Annotated in this window: 11 protein-coding genes; 7 read left to right on the top strand and 4 right to left on the bottom strand. The window is 66.7% G+C overall.

From position 1 onward, the window contains the following. Positions 1-79 precede the first annotated feature (79 nt). The 4 genes from PS060_RS10085 to PS060_RS10100 all read left to right on the top strand — a co-directional run bounded on the left by PS060_RS10085 (position 80) and on the right by PS060_RS10100 (position 9005). Positions 80-1342: a threonine ammonia-lyase gene (locus tag PS060_RS10085; RefSeq protein WP_273982891.1), complete on the top strand. Its 1263-nt coding sequence runs from the start codon at positions 80-82 to the stop codon at positions 1340-1342. A 211-nt stretch (positions 1343-1553) separates the two neighbouring features. Continuing rightward, positions 1554-2411: an arginyltransferase gene (locus tag PS060_RS10090; protein WP_273982892.1), complete on the top strand. Its 858-nt coding sequence runs from the start codon at positions 1554-1556 to the stop codon at positions 2409-2411. An 88-nt stretch (positions 2412-2499) separates the two neighbouring features. Then, positions 2500-4764 carry a BamA/TamA family outer membrane protein gene (locus PS060_RS10095; RefSeq protein WP_273982893.1) on the top strand — a complete coding sequence of 755 codons (2265 nt, stop codon included), beginning with the start codon at positions 2500-2502 and terminating at the stop codon, positions 4762-4764. Continuing rightward, positions 4764-9005, top strand: a complete 4242-nt coding sequence (locus PS060_RS10100; RefSeq protein ID WP_273982895.1) for a translocation/assembly module TamB domain-containing protein — start codon at positions 4764-4766, stop codon at positions 9003-9005. Before PS060_RS10095 ends, PS060_RS10100 begins: the two co-directional genes overlap by 1 nt. Here PS060_RS10100 and PS060_RS10105 read toward each other — a convergent pair. Further along, entirely contained in the window at positions 8989-9552 is a 564-nt protein-coding gene (locus PS060_RS10105; RefSeq protein WP_273982897.1) for a lysozyme, read from the bottom strand. The two genes, PS060_RS10100 and PS060_RS10105, sit on opposite strands and share 17 nt — an antisense overlap. A 181-nt stretch (positions 9553-9733) precedes the next feature. Between PS060_RS10105 and PS060_RS10110 the strand changes: the two genes are divergently transcribed. Both PS060_RS10110 and PS060_RS10115 read left to right on the top strand, forming a co-directional pair. After that, a complete protein-coding gene (locus PS060_RS10110; protein WP_443112378.1) occupies positions 9734-9973 on the top strand; it encodes a helix-turn-helix transcriptional regulator in 240 nt (79 codons plus the stop codon). Then, positions 9970-10638, top strand: a complete 669-nt coding sequence (locus PS060_RS10115) for a hypothetical protein (RefSeq protein ID WP_273982899.1) — start codon at positions 9970-9972, stop codon at positions 10636-10638. The genes PS060_RS10110 and PS060_RS10115 overlap by 4 nt, the downstream gene beginning before the upstream one ends. Before the next feature lie 78 nt (positions 10639-10716). On the opposite strand, the gene PS060_RS10120 is transcribed toward PS060_RS10115, so the two are convergent. Further along, positions 10717-14085, bottom strand: coding sequence for an autotransporter domain-containing protein (locus PS060_RS10120; RefSeq protein ID WP_273982901.1), 3369 nt, complete (start codon positions 14083-14085; stop codon positions 10717-10719). Positions 14086-14217: 132 nt separating this feature from the next. Then, the gene (locus PS060_RS10125; protein WP_273982903.1) at positions 14218-15177 is read right to left on the bottom strand and encodes a calcium/sodium antiporter; all 960 of its coding nucleotides are present in this window, start codon (positions 15175-15177) and stop codon (positions 14218-14220) included. Positions 15178-15341: 164 nt separating this feature from the next. On the opposite strand from PS060_RS10125, the gene PS060_RS10130 reads away from it, so the two are divergent. Continuing rightward, positions 15342-16400, top strand: a complete 1059-nt coding sequence (locus PS060_RS10130) for a hypothetical protein (RefSeq protein ID WP_273982905.1) — start codon at positions 15342-15344, stop codon at positions 16398-16400. 81 nt (positions 16401-16481) lie between these two features. Here PS060_RS10130 and glnA read toward each other — a convergent pair whose 3' ends face one another. Continuing rightward, complete coding sequence (gene glnA, locus PS060_RS10135) at positions 16482-17891, bottom strand: type I glutamate--ammonia ligase (protein ID WP_273982907.1); 1410 nt, start codon at positions 17889-17891, stop codon at positions 16482-16484. Positions 17892-17899: the final 8 nt, after the last annotated feature.

The raw sequence follows: 17899 nt of genomic DNA on the forward strand, positions 1-17899 counted from the left end.
CCCCGCACAGAATTCCTTTGCCGAAATCGGCGCGAGGCTGATTGCCCTTGCGTCCCCGAGGCTCTAATCCGCGCCCACCATGTCGACACAACCAGCCATTTCGCATCCCAAGGGCGCCGCCGCCACGCCGGCCGACCTTACCCTCGACGACGTCCGCGCCGCTGCCGCGCGGATCAAGGGCGCGGTGGTCAACACCCCGATGATGCATTCGATCACGCTGTCGGAGATTACCGGCGCGGACATCTGGCTGAAGTTCGAAAACCTCCAGTTCACCGCCGCCTACAAGGAACGCGGGGCTTTGAATGCGCTGTTGCTGCTCAATGACGAACAGCGCAGCCGCGGGGTGATCGCGGCCTCGGCCGGCAACCACAGCCAAGGCCTTTCCTACCACGGCACCCGGCTGGGCGTGCCCGTCACCATCGTCATGCCGCGCACCACGCCCACGGTGAAGGTGATGCAGACCGAGAGCGTCGGCGGCACCGTGGTGCTGGAAGGGGAGACCTTTGACGAGGCCTATGCCCACGCCCGCAAGCTCGAAGGCGAGCTGGGACTGACCTTCGTTCACCCCTTCGACGATCCCCATGTCGCCGCCGGGGCGGGCACCGTCGCGCTGGAAATGCTGGAGGTGAAGCCCGATCTCGATTGCATCGTCACGCCGATCGGCGGGGGCGGGCTGATCTCGGGGATGGCGACGGTCGCCAAGGCGCTCAATCCGAAGATTGAAGTGGTGGGCGTGCAGGCGGGCCTGTTCCCGAGTATGTTCGACCGCATCAAGGGTGGCAGCCTGCCGTGCGGCGGCGACACGCTGGCTGAAGGCATCGCGGTCAAGGTGCCGGGCGACTTCACCTCGAAGGTCATCGCTGAGCGGGTGGACGATATTCTGCTTGTCGACGAACCGGCGCTCGAAAAGGCGGTCGCGCTGCTGCTCCAGATCGAGAAGACCGTGGTCGAGGGTGCGGGCGCGGCAGGGCTTGCGGCGGTGCTGGGCAGTCCCAAGCGATTTGCGGGCAAGAGCATCGGGCTGGCGCTGTGCGGCGGTAATATCGACACGCGCCTGCTCGCCAATGTGCTGCTGCGCGATCTTGCCCGGCAGGGCCGCCTCGCGCGCCTCAGGATCACGCTGCAGGATCGCCCCGGTGCGCTGTTCAAGGTGATGCGCCTGTTCGACGAGCACAACGTCAACATCATCGAGATCTATCACCAGCGGATCTTCACCACCCTGCCGGCCAAGGGGCTGATCACCGACATCGAATGTGAGGCGCGCGATGCCGAGCAGGTCGAGCGGCTGGTCGAAGGCCTGCGCGCCAAGGGTTATACAGTGCAGCTCGTCGAACTCGGCTGAGGCCGGGGACGCCCACCTCTACCAAAATGCGCGCAACCGTCCCGGTTTGCGCCATAGCGGACGCGCTTTTGCGACGAGCCGTGAGAGTGTCTGCGTATTTCGTGATATTTTCATGGTTAAGGGACTTTTACCGGAACTGTGGTGCGGGCATAAGATTTTCTTAACACTTTCACGACCCGCGATTCACTCGCAGCAAGGATAGGCTCCACCCGTGACGGCACCGATCCGCTTTCCCCGGTTCTTCGTGACCAGCCCTGCGCCGTGCCCCTATCTGCCGGGCCGGAGCGAGCGCAAGGTGTTCACCGAGCTGAAGGGGCCGCACGCTGACCAGCTCAACGAGGCGCTCGGCCGCATCGGCTTTCGCCGCAGTCAGACGGTGGCCTATCGCCCGTCCTGCCTTGATTGCCAGGCCTGCGTGTCGGTGCGGGTGCTGGCCGGGCAGTTCCAGCCTTCGGGCACGCAAAAGCGCGATCTGAAGCGCAACAGCGATCTCATCGTCACCGAATGTCGCCCCTGGGCGACCGACGAGCAATTCGCGCTGCTTGCACGCTATCTCGGCCAGCGCCACCCCGATGGCGGGATGTCGGCGATGGACGAGCTCGATTATGCCGACATGATCGAACACACCCCGGTCAGCACGGTGGTCACCGAATATCGCGAGCCCGGGCCGAACGGAAAGCCGGGGCGGCTGGTTGGTGCTTGCCTCACCGATCGTCAGGGTGACGGGCTGTCGATGATCTACTCCTTCTACGAGCCCGATCATCCGGGCCGCGTGGGCCTCGGCAATTTCATTATCCTCGACCATATCCGCCGCGCCGCAGCCGAAGGTCTGCCCTACGTCTATCTCGGCTATTGGGTCGAGGGCAGCCCGCGGATGCAGTACAAGGTGCGGTATCGCCCGCTCGAACGCCTCACCCGCGAAGGCTGGCAATTGATGGAGGAAAGCGAGCAGCACCGGCTGATCGCCGCCGCCACGGCGCCGCGCCGTCCTCAGGATGAGAACCTCGTCACCGCCGGTGCAGGCGTGCGGGGCAAGGATGGCCAGCCTGGTAAATTCACGGCCAGCTAAGTCCGCGCCGAAAGGCGTAAGCGGTACTGATATCGTCACCGGAATGGGCTCAGGGTCGCTGGGTCTGGGCCTTGCGCTCGCCCTGCTGATGAGCCCCGCGCCTGCCGCTGCCCGGCAGGATCAGCCCGCCGAAACGCCTGCGACCGACCAGCGCCCGGCCGAAGCCGAGGCCGAACCCGCCCCGGTTCCGCAATCGCTTGACGATCTGATCCCGGCCGAAGCGGTCAGCAACCCCGAAGCCTGGGCCACCCGCGGGGTGGACAATGCCGCCCCGATCGCGGATCCGGCAAGCCCGCTGGCCGACAGCGAAGCCTTTCTGAACGAGGAGGCCTTTGCCGATCTTCAGACCGGTCTGCCCGACCGCGCCGCCGATCCATCCTCAGGCCTCGCGCCCGCCCCCGCGCTCGCGCCCGGCATGGCGGCAAGCTTCAGCGATTTCGCGCTGGAAGACCCGCAGCCGCTCCCGCCTGATCCCGCGCTCGAAGCGCTCGCCAGCATTGCCGCACCGGTGCTTGCCGAGGCACCCGAACTGGCGGAAACGCGCATCAACAGCACGCTGGTTCTGGCGTTGCCGGTGGCCGATGATGCCTTCCCGGAGAAGGGCGAGTTTGTCGAGCGGTTCAAGGATCTGTCGACCTTGCGGGCGCTTGATGACGGGGCCGAATCCGTCCCGCAGATCGCTGCGCGGGCGCGGGCGGATGAAGAGTTGCTCGGCGATATCCTGCGCACCTATGGCTATTACAACGGCGAGGTGGTGCGCCAGCTGGCGGGCGGCAGGCGCGCGGGCAGCGTCAGCGACGAAGCTGCCGAGGCCGCCGCGCGCGAGCCGAGTGTGCGCTTCGATATCCTGCCGGGGCCGCGTTACCGCTTCGGTGTGATCGATCTGGGCCGTCTGCCCGCGCTGCCCGAGCCGGATGCCAGCCGCTTGATGGCCGCCTTCGGGATCAAACCGGGCGATCCCCTCTATGCCGACCGGATCGTCGAGCGTGAGCTGGAGCTGCGCGTGGCGCTGGGGGAAAGCGGCTATCCTTTCGCCGAGGTGGCCGAGCCAGAACTGCTGATCGACCACGCTCGCACCGAAGGCGATCTCACGCTGACTGTCGAACCCAAGGGCAAATATGTGTTCGGCGAGGTCGTCAGCAGCGATCCGCGGTTCCTGTCGGGCAAGCATCTCGGGCGGATTGCGCGCTTTGAACCGGGCGATGTGTTCCAGCAGAGCCTCGAGACCGATCTGCGCCGCGCGATCATCGCCACGGGTCTTGTCTCCAGCGTGACCGTGACCCCGCGCGAAACCCGCGCGCCAACCGCCGATCAGCCGGGCGAAGTGGCGCTTGACGTTGCACTCGAGAAGGCGCCCCTGCGCACGATTGCCGGCGCGATCGGTTACGGCACCGAGGACGGCTTCAAGGTCGAGGGCCGGTGGGAACACCGCAACCTTTTCCCGCCCGAAGGTGCGCTGCGGCTGCGCGGCATCCTCGGCACGCGCGAGGTGCTGGGCAGCGTGGGCGTGCGGCGCAACAACTTCCTCGGGCGCGATCAGGTGCTGACCGTGGATCTGTTCGCGAGCGACATCACCACGCAGGCGGTGGATTCGCGCGGGGGCGGGATGCGGGCGACCTTCGAGAAGGTGTCGAACATCCTGTTCCAGAAGCCGGTGAGCTGGCAGGTCGGCGGCGAACTGCTCTACACCGATGAACGCAACCGCCTGATCCGGGTCGCGCCGGGCGCGGTGCAGGCGCGGCAGGCCTATCTGATCGCGGGGCTCTTCGGCAGCATCACGCTGGATGCAAGCGACGATCTGCTCGATCCGAGCGAGGGCTACCGGGCAACGCTGTTCCTCGAACCGGAAGTGTCGCGTTCGGACGGGTCGGAGAGCTTTTATCTGCGCGCGCAGGGGGATGCGAGCTATTACCAGTCCTTCGGCCGCGCGGTGCTCGCCGGGCGGGTGCGCGCGGCAACGATCCAGGGCGCGGGGATCGACGACATTGCGCCCTCGCGCAGGCTGTATGGCGGGGGCGGGGCGTCGGTGCGCGGTTACGGGTTCCAGGGCGTCGGCCCGCGCGATGCGGCAGGCAACCCGACCGGCGGTGCCTCGCTGGTCGAATTCGCCCTGGAGGCGCGCATCGAAACGCCGCTGATGGACGGTGCGGTCGAGGTCGTGCCCTTCATCGATGCCGGATCGGTCGCGCGCGGATCGACCCCGGACTTTGACGAGATCCGCTGGGGCGCTGGCGTCGGCATCCGCTACAAGACCACCTTCGGCCCGATCCGCGTCGACGTTGCCGCTCCGCTCAACAAGACCGCCTTCGATAGCCCGGTGGTGGTCTATGTTAGCCTCGGCCAGGCGTTCTGATGGCGGAGAGCACGCCCGAAATGCCCGCAACCGCGCCGCCCCCGCCGCCGCCGTCACCGCGCGGGCGGCGCTGGGGCAAGCGCATCGGCTGGGCGCTGGCGATCCTGTTCGGCCCGCTGGCGCTGGTCGCGCTGTTCCTCGCCACACCCCTGGGCAAGCGGTTCATCGCCGATCAGATCGCAGCGGTGGCTCCCGCCTCGGGCCTGAGGTTCGAGGTGGGGCGGATCGAGGGCGACATCTACAGTCAGGCGGTGCTGCGGCAGGTGACTGTCAGCGATCCCAAGGGCGCGTTCCTCACCATCCCTGAAGTGCGGCTCGACTGGCGGCCGCTGAACTGGCTGTGGAGCGGGCTCGACATCCGTGAAGTGACCGCCCGGCGGGGCAGGCTGGCGCGGATCCCCGAACTGCTCCCCGGCGATCCCGATGCGCCGCTGCTGCCCGATTTCGACATCCGGGTGGACAAGCTCGCGATCGAGGATCTGGTGATCGCCAAAGGCGTCGCCACGGCACAGGACGAGCGGGCCAATCTCACCGCGCAGGTCGATATCCGCAAGGGCCGCGCCCTGATCGACGCCAAGGCGCGGCTGGGGCGGGCAGACCGGTTCACCTTGCTGCTCGATGCCGAGCCCGATGGCGACCGCTTCGACCTTGCCGGCGATGCCCTTGCCCCTGCGGGCGGGGTGATTGCGGGGCTGGCGGGGCTTGAGGGCGGCTATAGCGGGCGAATCCTCGGTGATGGCACCTGGGCGCGCTGGCGCGGCGTGGCGCTGGCGCGGCGTGTCGATGCGGGCGAGACCCCGCCGGTCGCGGCCTTTCAGGTGGTCAATGACGCAGGCCGCTACGGCGTGATCGGCCAGCTGCGCGCGGGGCTCGGGCCGGAGACGCTGGCAGGCCGGGCTGCGGGCGATGTGCTGTCGCTGGCTGCGAGCTTCACGCTGGCCGACAGCGTGGTCGAAGGCCGCCTCGCCGCGGTGTCCTCCGCGCTCGATTGGCGCGCGGCGGGCAGCGCCAACCTTGCCGACAAGCAGGTCGATGGGGCGCGGGTGAAGCTGGCGCTGCGCGATCCCGACCTGTTCGGAGAGGCGCTGCGGATCGAAGGGGGAGCGCTCACCGCGAGCCTTTCCGGCGCGTTTGACGATCTTGCGATCAAGCACGAAATCGCCGTCACGCGCCTCGCCGCCTCGGGCGTTGTCGCCAGCGGCCTTGCCCAGAGCGGCAGTGCGCGGTTCGAGGGCGGCGTGCTGCGCGTGCCGCTGGCGCTGACGGCCGAACGCGTGGTGACCGGCAACCCGCAGGCCGACCCGCGCCTCATTCGTGGCCGCATCACCGGCCTGTTGACCTATGACACGGCGCGCCAGTGGCTCGCCGCAAACCGCGCCGAGGTCAGCTTTCCCGGCCTTGCCGCCACGCTCAGCCTTGAGGGCAATATCCCAGCCGGTGCCTATGCGATCGCCGGCCCGGTCACGGCCGAGCGCCTGAAGGTCGACGGGTTGGGCGATCTCACCGCCAATGCCAAGATCCTCGCGAAGTTCGGCCCGGCTGTGCCGTGGAGCCTGCGCGCCAATCTGGCGGGCGTCGTCAGCCGGATCGGCAATGCCACCATCGTCAACCTTGCGGGCGACTCGGTTCGCTTCAAGGGCGAGCTGGGGATGGGGCAAGGCCAGCCGATCATCCTGCGCAACACCACCGTCACCGCCCCGCGTCTCACCGCCCGGCTCGACAGCAAGGTGGTGCCCGGCAGCGGCGGCACCCGCACCGCGATTGCGGGCAGCGGGCGACAGGCGCAATATGGCCCCTTCACCATTGATGCCGAACTGGCCGCTGACGGCCCGCGCGGCACGCTGGTGCTGGCCGATCCCTATCCCGCCGCTGGCCTCAAGGACGTGCGCATCGCGCTCGCGCCGCGCGCTGAAGGCTTCGGGCTGGAGGTTGAAGGGGACTCGCTGCTCGGCCGGTTCGACGGGATGCTGGGCCTGTTCCTGCCCGAAAATGCGCCCACCCGGATCGCGATTGACCGGCTTCAGGTCTATCGCACCAACGTGACGGGCGAGGTGCTGCTGGAGGATGCCGGCCCGCGCGGTGATTTGCGACTGGTGGGCGGCGGGGTCAATGGCACGCTTGCCTTCCGATCCCAGGAGGCCGGCGCCATCGGCTTTGCGGTCGATCTGGCAGCGCGCAACGCCACCTTTGGCGGCGCAACGCCAATCAGCATCACCCGCGCCGATCTCGTCGCCACCGGGCGCTATGCCGATGGCAGCACCAGTGTCGATGCCGATGTGACGGCGGCAGGGTTCGAATATGGCGGGCTTAGCCTGGCGAGCCTTACCGCCAAGGCATCGCTCACCAATGGCCGGGGCAAGGTCACCGGCAACGTCGCCGGCCGCAGGGCGGATCGCTTTGCGCTCAATTTCGATGCCGATGTCGCGCCCGGACGGATCGCGGCGGTTGCGCGCGGGCAATATGGCGGGGCCGAGATCACCATGCCCCGCCGCGCGGTGCTGACCTCGCGCGATGGCGAGCCGGGCTGGAACCTTGCACCCACGCAGCTGGGCTTTGGCGGCGGCTTTGCCATTGCCAGCGGCAATTTCGGCGGCGGCACGACGGCGCTTGAACTCAAGCTTTCGAAGATGCCGCTGCGCCTGCTCGATCTGGCGGGTGCCGACCTTGGTCTTGGCGGGCGGCTGACCGGGGTGATCGACTATCGCCAGACCGGCCGCGCGCCGCCCTCGGCCTCGGCGCGGGGCAAGATCGAACGCTTCAGCCGCGCCGGGCTTGTGCTGTCATCCAAGCCGATCAACGTGATTGGCGTTGTCGACCTCGCGCCCCAGCGCCTCACTGCCGCCCTGCGCCTGTTTGAAGGCGAGGCACGACGCGGCGATGTGGCGTTGCGGATTGGCGGTCTGCCCGAAGATGGCGCAATCACCGAGCGGCTCAATCGCGGGCGGCTCGATGCGCGGCTCGCCTTCGAAGGCGCGGCTGAGACCTTGTGGCGTCTGGCTGCGGTCGAGGCCTTTGACCTTGCTGGCCCGGTTCGGATCGCGGCGACGGCGACAGGCACGCTCGCCGACCCGCGCATCACCGGCACCGTTGCGAGCGATGATCTGACGGTCGAGAGCGCGCTCACCGGCACCCGCATCACCAAGGTCAATGCGCGCGGGCGGTTTGCCGGATCGCGGCTCGAGCTTGTACGCTTTGCCGGGACGACCGCTGGCAGCGGCACGATCAGCGGCAGCGGAACGGTCGATCTGGCCGGGATCGGGGCTGGGCGCGGGCCGGGGCTTGATCTGCGCGCCGCCGCCAAGGGTGCGCGCCTGCTCGACGGCAATGGGCTGGAAGCGACGATCACCGGCCCCCTGCGGATCGTTTCCAATGGGCTGGGCGGCACGATTGCCGGACGGGTCACGCTCGACCGGGCGCGGTGGGCACTGGGCAATGCCGACGAGGATCGCGCGCTGCCGCGGATCGCCACGCGCGAGATCAATGGAGAGGACGGTCGCGGGCGCACGCAGGTCTCCGCGCGCGATGCGGCGTGGCGCTATCTCGTCAATGCCAGCGCGCCGAGCCGGGTGATGGTCGAGGGTCTCGGGCTTGAGAGCGAATGGGGCATCGACATCGCCCTGCGCGGCACGGTTGACGATCCGCGCATCGGCGGCACCGCGCGACTGGTGCGGGGCGATTACACCTTCGCCGGCACGCGCTTCGATCTCACGCGCGGCCGGATCCTGTTCGACGTGAACGAGCCGATCAACCCGCGCCTCGATGTGCTGGCCGAAACCGCCAAGAACGGCACCAATGTCGATATTGCGATCACCGGCAACGCGCTTTCGCCCGCCATCACCTTCTCCTCCGACCCCGAGCTTCCCGAGGAGGAAATCCTCGCGCGGTTGCTGTTCGGAGGCTCGGTGACCTCGCTTTCGGCAACGGACGCGGTGCAGCTGGCCGCGGCTCTGGCGGCCTTGCAGGGCGGGGGCGGGGGGTTAGACCCGATCGGCAGCTTGCGCCGCTCGATCGGGCTCGATCAGTTGCGCATTGTCAGTGCCGACCCGCTGACCGGGCGGCAGACGGGCATCGCCATCGGCAAGAACATCACCCGGCAGATCTATGTCGAGCTGGTCACCGACGGGCGCGGCTATAGTGCGACGCAGGTCGAATATCGCATCACCAGCTGGCTTGCCCTGCTGGGCACGGTGTCGACCATCGGGCGCGATTCGGTGCTGGTGCAGGTCAGCCGGGATTACTGAGGTAAAGCTCCGCCTCGGCAGCGCGGCGGCGGATGAGGCCCTTCATCACGTGGCCACAGGCGCGGTTCCAGCGGCCGAATTCACGCGCGGCTCCGGCATGGTCGCCCGCGATATGCTTGCGGGTCAAGGTTGCGCGGGCGATGGCGCCGGTGTTGTAGTGGAAGCTGACCAGCGCATCGAACTGGCTCTGCGTGGTCGGCGCAGCGCCGATCACGGTGGCGACCTGTCCGGCACACCGGGCGACATCCTCGACCAGCCGGGCATCGCATTGCGCCATCGTCCAGCGGGTGTGCGGGCCGATGATGCCGGGCCCGAAGCTGTCGCGCCCGGTCGCGCCCCAGCCGATTGTCCAGGGCGCTCCGCCGCTGCCGGGATCGGGATAGGCCTCGATCATCCCGTCGGCGCGGCGGCGGGCGCAAGCCTCGAACCGCTTGATCAGCGCGATCCCCGCCGGGCTGACGGTGTGCGGCACCTTGGTCCGCGGACGGCGAATCGCGGCAAGCTTGCGCATGACGCTGAGCAGGGAAGGGGGGGACGGATCGGTCATGGCAGCGCCTCCGGATGCAGGAAAATGCAGTGAGACCAGCGTATTAGGCACAGGCTTGCGAGGTAGGAAAATGGAATCTGCGATAGGTGACAAGAGTTCTTGACTGACAAGAGTTCTTGTCTGTAAAGAGCTCTTGTCAGGCGGCGTCGGGATTCGGAGATCGAGCAAAGGCGGCGCCTGGATGCACTTCACCAACTTGCAGCCGGGATCGACGGTGGAAAATCACCTCAAGCACTATCGCGAAGCAAAAGGCTGGAGCCAGGGCGAGCTTGCCCGGCGGCTCGGCGTGTCGCGTCAGACGATCAACGCTGTCGAGACCGACAAGTATGATCCGTCCCTCCCCCTCGCCCTGCGCATGGCGCGCCTTTTCGAGGTCGCGGTGCCGGAACTGTTCATCGATCACTGGGAGCCTGAAGCATGATGTCCCAAGACAAGTCCTCCGCCCCCGCACCCGGCCTGCCGCGCTGGGTGCGCAAGCTCCTGATCCCGGCACTGATCGGCGGGGTCGCGGGCTTCGCCATGAGCGCAGGGGTGATGCATTTCATCGACAGTTCGGCGGTGGGCGGCCTCGAACCCTCAGCGATGATCGCGGCCGTTGTGGGCGCGCTTTACGTGCTGATCGGCGCGTTCGTCGGGCTGGGTGCGGCCAGTCCGAACGTCGGGGCCAGGTTCCTCAATGTCGAGGATGCCGACGAACTGCGCGAGCAGAAGCGGGTGCTGATCCTGTCGGGGTGGTCGATGGGGCTGTGGGGCGTGTCGCTGATGACGCTGGCCTTTGCCGCGCCCGATGGGCCGGTGCCGCAGGGCGCTGCGCTGGCGATCGGCACGGGGTGTCTGGTGATCGGGATCGGCCTGTCGGTGCTGGTCTATCGCGCCAGCGACGAGCTGATGGCGGCCGTTAATCTTGAGGCGGGCGCCCTGAGTTACGGGCTGGCGTCGCTGGTGATCGGTGTCTGGGCGATGGCCGCGCACCTTGGCTATGTCGGCGCGCCCCGGCCGCTCGATCTGCTGACGCTGCTCTATGTGCTGGTGCTGCTCGCAAGCTTCATCGCGGTCGGCCGCCGCGGGATGCTCACCATCCGCTGACCGGCAAACCCAAGGCAAACAAAAGGGGCGCCTGCCGCGTGGCAGACGCCCCTTTTTCGTGGCCCTGATCCGAGGGAATCAGAAGCGGTAGGTCGCGGTGCCGCGCACCACCTGCACATCGGCAGTGGTGCGGCCAATCGTGGTGTCCGCACCGACGCTCAGCTGGAGCGGGCCATCGCCGATCGACGCGCTGATACCGACTTCACCCCAGGTGTGATCGGCCTTGTCGAGCACGAAGTTGGCGTTCGGTCCGGTGCCTTGCGCGAAGTTTGCAGCCAGCAGTTGCGGGCCATCTTCGAACTCCCACACAAGCTGGGCGTTGGCGTTGATCGAGACGCCCTTGCCGAGCTTCTCGTAATCGAAGCCGAAGCGCGCCTGCTTGCTCTCGAAGTTCTCGCGCGACACAGCGAGCGCGGTGTTGCCGCCGGTCTCGCGGGCGACGCCCAGATCGACGCTCGCGATCCGCGCCTCGATCCCCGGCGAGAAGGTGCCGATGCCGCTGCTGATGTCATAGGACAGCCCCAGCGCGCCCGAGATCAGACGATCATCCGACGTCGAGGTGAGCGTCTGGGTCGCACCCAGGAACTGGACCGAGCGGGTTGTGTCGAGACCGAGGCTCCCCATGCTGAACTGCGCGTCGAGCACCGGCCCGTCGGTGAAGGCGTGCCGCATATAGAGCGAGGCGGCGTAGGTCTCGCTCTCCACGCGCTGGCCCAGCGGCACGTCGGCATCGATCGTGTTGTAGTAGCCCGACAGACCCACCATGGTGTTGTCGCCCGGATAGAACTCGATACCGCCGGCGATGAAGTAGCCGTCAAGCTCGGTGTCCTGCGTGAAGCCCGGCAGGCTGTCGGCGTCGCCGTTGACATAGCCGCCCGACAGGAAGATCCCGACGTTGTCCGGCAGGCTCGTCTCGGTCATTTCGGTTTCGCCGCCGTCCTGCATCGCCATCAGCGCGCCGCCGAGCGGAGCGCCTGCGGGCGAGAAGCTCATCTGCGCCAGATCGAGCGGACGCCCGGTGACAGCGACCTTGCCGCCAGCGCGCGACTTGTCGGCCTCACGCAGACGGGCATCGTTGAAGTTCTGCAGCAGGTTGACCGACAGCTGCGAGACCGAACGGGTGGCCTGTTCGTTCACCGGCGCAAGGCCCGTGAAGGTGCTGCGGATCGTGCCAGCGGTCTCGAAATCGAGGCCATAGAGGCCTGCCAGCGCAGCGTTCGAGCGGTTCTGGTCGAACAGCTGGGCATAGGCATCCTGCACCGGATCGTTCGGATCGATCACCGACGAATAGCTCGCTGCGGTGATTTCCATCTGCACCGCGTTGGCGCTGTAGATAAAGCGCTGACCAAGGATCGCCGAGATCGAGCGCGCGGTGAAGGTGCCGCTGACGCCTCCGGTGCCGGTGACGATGGTGTAGAGCTGGCCATTGCCGTTCACCCGCTGGGTGATGCCGGTGCCCACGTTCACGATACCGCCGACATTGGCGATCCCGGTCACGGCGAGCCGGTCGGACGTGGTGCCGGTGCCGAGGTCGACGTTGAACTGGGTGCCCGATGCCATCACCAGATTGCCGCCGATCGTCAGCGTGCCGGTGGTGCCCATCGTGGCGGGCGAGAAGATGCCCGTGACGCTGGTGAGGAACGGCGCATTCACGCGGCCGGTGCCTTCGAGCATCCCGGCAAACAGCGTGTAATCGCCCACCGAGGTGACCGCGCCATTGACGTTCACCCGGCCGCCGAACTGGTTGATGTCGATCAGCGAGGTGAGGTTGCCGGCGCCCGCGACCGTCAGTCCGGCATTGCCACGCACGGTCAGCCGGTCGATGGTGACCGTGCTGCTGAGCGTGGTGGTGCCGGTCTGGCCGAGGGTGACATCATAGTAGCGCGGATCGACGCGGGTTTCCGCGGTGGTCACGGCATTGATGTTGTTCGGCACGAAGCCGGTCGCACCGGGCAGGCCATTGGCGAGCGTCGGGGCAGGCAGGGTTGCAGCGCCGTTCTGCGCGGCGTTTTCGGCTGCCAGACCGGCGCGCGCGGTGGCACGCGGGGCGGTGAGCGAGGCTTCGAGCGTCGTCACATTGCCGGGAAGCGCCGCTTCCTCTGCCGAAATCGAACCGTCCAGCGACACGCGGGCGCGGTTGTTGGTGAGGCCAGCGGTGCCGCGCGAGTTTTGCTGACCGCCGCCTTCGCCGGGGAAGGTTTCGGTCGTCTCGCCGGTGGCAAGATCGGTGCAGAAATCGCCCGGTTCCTCGAACTCGATGCAGATCGCGCCGAAGTCACCGTCGGTGCCGTTAGGGCCAAGCTCCGGCGTGGTCGGCAGGCCGTTGACCACCTGACCCTGCGCATTGATGATGCGGTACATCGGGTCGAGATCGGTCTGCCAGCGGCTGGCGTCTTCCCAGTTGCCGTTCCCGGCCTTGACCGAGACATAGCGGTAGGGGTTGTTCTCGACGATGTACTGCCAATAGAGCGACAGCGGCTGGTAGAAGCTGGTGGTGCCGATCGAGCTGAACGGTTGGCCGCCGAAGAAGCGCGATCCACCCGACAGGACGCCGATCACCAGGTCCTCGTTGGTCAGCGCGTTGTTGGCCGCATCGAGGATCAGCGGGCCGCCCGAGTCCCCGCCCGCGGTGGTGCCTTCGTTGGGCAGGGCATCGTCGCGATAAACGTTGAAGTCGGTGAAGAACTGGCGGTTCTGCGAGTCGAAGTCGAGCTGGTAGAGGTTCTGCGGGAAGGTCGGCACGTCGGGGCCGAAGATCACGTTGTCGCGATCATCGAGCGAGAAGAACCCGCCGAGCATATTTTCCGCGGCGCGGCGGCGCCAGTCGATGCCGTTGACCGCGCCCTGCGCCGCATTGCCCGTGCCGCCGTAACCGACGATGTTGACGTGATAGCCCGTGCCGGTGACCGGATCGATGCTCTCGGGCGCGGGCAGGGTGCTGAACAGCAGCGCCCAGGTCGGGATGCCGGCCGCCGGGGTATCAAGGCTCGCAAGCGCGATGTCAGCCTCGATGAAGCCGAGTCCGAAGGCGTCCTGCACCGAACGCGCATCCCAGAAGATGCGGTTGACGTTGAACACGCCGAGGTTCGGGTTGCTGCGGAAGTTGTTGGCAAACCAGTTCTGGAAGCCCGGCAGCGCATTGACGTTGAACGACCAGGCGGCCGGGACGTCATCGACGTTATAGGCCTCTTCCGGCAGGTCATTGACGCAGTGCGCCGCGAACAGCACGGTGCGCGGGTTGATCAGCGTGCCCGAGCAGACGAACCCATCGGAACGGAAGAACATCCCGACGCCGTTGTAGACATTGTTGTTGTCGACGATGTCGGCGGGAGTCTTGGTTTCGTTGGGAACCACGGCCATGGCCGGGGTCGCAGCAGCGGCCATCGACAAAGCAAACAGGGCAGTACCCGCCAGCAGGTGGCGACGCGGCGCATTGGTGATCTTCATGGTGACCTCTCTCTGGAGAGCACGGCATAACCCCCGCCGTGCAGTGGCGGCATACTAGGCGGCCCGTTTGCTAGGACAAGCCTGCACACGCCAAGTCTTTGTGAATAAAGCGTTCAGCGTTGCAAGAATGTCTCAGCGCGTGGCCAGAAGCAGCGTGTATCCGGCATAGAGCACCACCAGCAGCGCCCCCTCGATCCGCGAGAGCTTCCACCCGCTGCGCAGTTGCACCAGCAGCAGCGCGGTGACGCCGAGCATCACCCAGATATCGAAACCGGCAATTTCGGCGGGGACTTCAATCGGCTGGATGATCGCGGTTGCCCCCAGAATTCCAAGCACATTGTAGATGTTGGAGCCCACGATATTGCCGAGCGCCACATCGGCGTGCTTGCGGATCACCGCGACGATGCAGGCAATCAGTTCGGGCAGGGATGTGCCGACCGCGACCACGGTCAGACCGATCACGCTCTCCGATACGCCCGCCGCGCTCGCCAGCACGGTGGCCCCGTCGACCAACCAGCCCGCGCCGAAAATCGCCGCCGCCAGCCCTGCAATTATCATCCCGCCAAGGATCACCGGGCCGGTATCGGGCGGCACGGGACGGTCTTCGGCCTCGGCCTCGTGGCGGTGGCATTCGTCATCATCCGCCGCGCGCTCGGAGGTGTAGGCCCACCAGACATAGCCGACCAGACAGCCCAGCAGCACGATCCCGGTGAGCGGCCCGAGCGACCCCAGCAGCACCGCGCCGGTGCACAGCAGCGCACTGCCACCCAGCGCAATGGAATCGCGCTGGAACGAGCGGGGGTTGACGGCCAGCGGCAGGATCAGCGCCGAAATCCCAAGGATCAGCAGGATGTTGGCGATGTTCGATCCCACCACGTTGCCGACCGCGATGCCCGGCGATCCGGCCATCGCGGCCTGCACGCTGGTCGCCAGTTCCGGGGTCGAGGTGCCGAAGCCGACAATCGTCAGCCCCGCCAGCAGCGGCGAAATCCCCAGCCTTGCCGCCATGCCGACCGCGCCGCGCACCAGCAGCTCGCCGCCCACCGCAAGCAGGACAAGGCCGCCGGCCACCAGCAGAAGGGACTGAGTCATGATGCGCTCCGGAAGGGATGTGATGCGCCCGCTTAGCCGCTTGGGTTGGCATGGTGAAGCGCACTTGCGCAGCGGCTGGGCATTCCGGTCGGGTTTTTCCAAGTTGTCGGCCCTCGCATGATGGTAGCCTGGGCCGGGGCCATAGGGGTTTGAGGAGGGGCGTAATGGATCACGCACAATGGGATCGGCGGACGGTTCTGGGCGGAGCGATCGGTGCGGCAGGCGCGGCCTTGATCGGCGGCGGAGCGGCCACCCCGGCTCTGGCAGCGCAGAAGATGATCGGCGTGGGCGCGCTTGCGGCGCAGAATTTCGACACGGCGATGGCCAAGGTCCTCGCCCGCAGTCAGCGCATCGTGATCCCGTCCTACCGTTTCGGCATGGTGCTGCGCAGCGGGATCAGTGCGACGGGCGATGCGGGCAATGTGCAGATGGAGGCCGCTGCCGATCTGGTGGGGGTCGATGCGGCGATGCTGCGCCGCATCGCCCACGCGATGTTCGCCGACTTCGTGGGCCAGATCCGGGCGACCGGGCGCACGGTCGTGTCGTCCGACGAGTTCATGACGGGCAAGGCGGTGCAGAAACTCACCGTCACGCAGGATCCCTTCGTCAAGAAGCCCTTTGCCGATGCCCGCACCATCGCGGTGGTGACGCCTGAATATCAGCCGCTCATCAACCTGCACCTTGATGCGCCGCTGTCCGACCAGTCGCCGTTTGCGCTGGGCAACTGGCGCGCGGTCAATGCGCTCAGCGTCGAGACCAAGGCGCTGGTGATGCTGCCGCGCATCGTGTTCGATTTTGCCGCGCTCACCGGCAGCGGGCACAAGGTCTATGGCGGCAATGCCTCGGTCGGGATTCAGCCGGGGATGTATCTGGTGCCGGTGCTCACCAGCTTCGGCTTCTATCACGCCAAGATCGCGCTGGCGGGCGAGGGCGGCCATTTGCGGCTGGAGGATCGGGTGGCGCTGGGGCAGGCGGGGGAGATGATCAAGTCCGGCAGCTTCAACAACCGCGACGAGGTCGATCGCTGGAATTCCTATGTCGCCAGCAATGCCTGGTGGACCGATCCGGGCGGGGCAGTGCCGGGGCGGCCGACCCGGGCCTATGACTTTTCGAACTACCAGTACCGTGTCGATCCGGCGCTGCTCGAACAGGTGTGCCTTGACGGGGCGATGGCGACCCACCGGATCTTTGCCGCTGCACTCACGGCCAATCCTGTCAAATAGCGCCGGGCAGGAGCCACGAAAAAGGCCCGGAAGGACGAACCTTTCCGGGCCTTTTGCTGTCTTGATGAAATCCGGGTCGGATTACATCGAGTAATACATGTCGAATTCGACCGGGCACGGGGTGGTTTCGGTGCGGATCACCTCTTCCCACTTCAGTTCCATGTAGGCTTCGATCTGGTCCTTGGTGAACACGTCGCCCTTGAGCAGGAAGTCGTGGTCAGCCGCGAGGCTGTCGAGCGCTTCACGCAGCGAACCGCACACGGTCGGCACTTCGGCGAGTTCGGCCGGCGGCAGATCGTAGAGGTTCTTGTCCATCGCCTCGCCCGGATGGATCTTGTTCTCGATCCCGTCGAGACCGGCCATCAGCAGCGCCGAATAGGCGAGGTAAGGGTTGGCCATCGCGTCGGGGAAGCGGAATTCCACGCGCTTGGCCTTTTCACCCGAACCATAGGGGATGCGGCACGAGGCCGAGCGGTTGCGCGCCGAATAGGCCAGCAGCACCGGCGCCTCGAAGCCCGGCACCAGACGCTTGTAGCTGTTGGTGGTCGGGTTGGTGAAGGCGTTCAGCGCCTTGGCGTGCTTGATGACACCGCCGATGTAGTAGAGGCACATTTCCGACAGGCCGGCATATTCATTGCCCGCAAACAGCGGCTTGCCGTCCTTCCAGATCGACATGTGGGTGTGCATCCCCGAGCCGTTATCCTGCTTGATCGGCTTGGGCATGAAGGTCGCGGTCTTGCCATAGGCATGGGCGACCTGGTGCACGACATACTTGTAGATCTGCATCCGGTCAGCGGTCTGCACCAGCGTGCCGAAGGTCAGGCCCAGTTCGTGCTGGGCAGCGGCGACTTCGTGGTGATGCTTGTCGCAGGGCAGGCCCATTTCGAGCATGGTCGAGACCATCTCGGCGCGGATGTCGACGGCCGAATCGACCGGCGCGACGGGGAAGTAGCCGCCCTTGGCGCGCGGACGGTGGGCCATGTTGCCGCCGTCATATTCCTTGCCGGTGTTGGTCGGCAGTTCGATATCGTCGATCGAGAAGCCCGAGCCCGAATAGCCGTCCTCGAAACGGACGTCGTCGAACATGAAGAATTCGGCTTCGGGGCCGACGTAGACGGTGTCGCCGAGGCCGGTCGACTTGAGGTAGGCTTCGGCGCGCTTGGCGGTGGTGCGCGGGTCGCGGCTGTACCAGTCGCCGGTCGAAGGCTCGACGATGTCGCAGTTGATGATCAGCATCGGCGTGGCGCTGAAGGGATCGGTCCAGACTTCCGACAGATCGGGCTTGAGGATCATGTCGGATTCGTTGATCGCCTTCCAGCCGGCGATCGACGAGCCGTCGAACATGAGGCCGTCCTCAAGCTCGTCTTCGCCCATGACGCCTGCGACCATGGTCAGGTGCTGCCACTTGCCCTTGGGATCGGTGAAACGCAGATCGACCCACTCGATTTCCTCGTCCTTGATCTTCTTCAGGACGTCTTTTGCTTTCGACATTTTGGTAT

This window comes from Erythrobacter sp. BLCC-B19 (assembly GCF_028621955.1).
GTDB lineage: Bacteria > Pseudomonadota > Alphaproteobacteria > Sphingomonadales > Sphingomonadaceae > Erythrobacter.